General features: G+C 69.5%; 1 protein-coding gene. It reads right to left on the bottom strand.

The features are described from left to right. Positions 1-1,016, bottom strand: a 1,016-nt coding sequence (istA, locus tag ACOVRJ_RS19510; RefSeq protein ID WP_422045491.1) for an IS21 family transposase, incomplete at its 3' end; no start/stop codon positions are given. Between the last annotated feature and the right edge of the window lie 204 nt (positions 1,017-1,220).

The following is a 1,220-nucleotide window of genomic DNA, read 5'->3' as shown; positions in this document are numbered from 1 at the left end:
TCGAAGGCGACGTGGTAGTCGATGTTCACGCGCGCCGGTTTGAACTGGGCCAGCACCATGGGGTTGGCCGGCAGCGGCTTCAGCGCCGGCGCATCCAGGGCAGCGAACACCGAGGCGCGGCAGCCGGGCAGCCGCTTGAACGGGCGCTGGTTCAGGTCTGCCAGCAGGCCCTGGATCGCTCGGTTGAGCTCGGGCAGGGAATGGAAGCGCTGGTGGCGCAGCCGCGCCAGGACCCAGCGCTCGACCACCTGCACACCGACCTCCACCTTGGCCTTGTCCTGCGGCCGACCCGGGCGTGCGGGCAGCACGGCTACGCCGTAGTGCTCGGCCAGCTCCTGCATCAGCCGGGCGGTGACGGGCTCGTAGGCGTCGGGGTTGGCGATCAGCGCCCGTGGCTGGTCGGGCACCAGCAGGCGCGGCACGCCGCCGATGAACTCCAGCGCGGCGATGATGGCGCCCACCCAGTCGGCGGCGGTCTGTCGCCAGGTGGCGCAGGCGTAGGTGTAGTTCGACGCGCCCAGCACACCCACGAAGATCTGCGCCCGGCGGATCTCACCGCTGCTCGGGTCGATGACGGGCACGGTCTGCCCGGCGTAGTCGACGAACAGCCGCTCGCCGGCAGGGTGCACCTGGCGCATCGAGCGCTTCAGGCGCTTGGCCCAGGCCCTGTACTTGTCGCAGAAGGCGCTGTAGCGGTAGCCGGCACCGGCTGCGCCGGCGCTGTACTCCTCCCACAGCAGCTGCAGCGTGACGCCCGGGCGCTTGAGTTCCTGGTGCAGCGCGGCGTAGTCGGGCTCAACGCGCGTGCTGCTGCGAGGGCGCGGCGGTGGATACAGCCGCGACTGCAGCTCGTCGTCGCTCAAGGTGCTGGCCAGCCGCCAGTCCACCCCAGCGTCGCGGGCGTACATCGCGATCTCGCTGACGCAGGACTTGCTCACGCCCAGCGCAGCGGCCACCTGCCGCGTGCTCAACCCGGAGTCGGCCAGCAGTCGAAGTGCTTGTCTGATCTTGCTCATGAGGACCCTTGGTGTGGGCATCGCCTCTCCCGGCCAAAAAGTCGGGCAGCCTATGCCTCGTTGGGTCACTCAGAACACCGCTTCGGTGTCCGCGATCACAGCGGAACCGTGTCCGCCATCAGCGTGGAACGGTGTCCGCCATCACGGCGGAATGCTGTCCGCCATCACAGCGGAACGGCGTCCGGGATCGCGCGGAATACGCAC

This window comes from Roseateles sp. (assembly GCF_049240545.1).
Taxonomy (GTDB): Bacteria; Pseudomonadota; Gammaproteobacteria; order Burkholderiales; family Burkholderiaceae_C; genus Paucibacter_A.
This window is presented reverse-complemented; position numbering and strand designations above follow the sequence as displayed.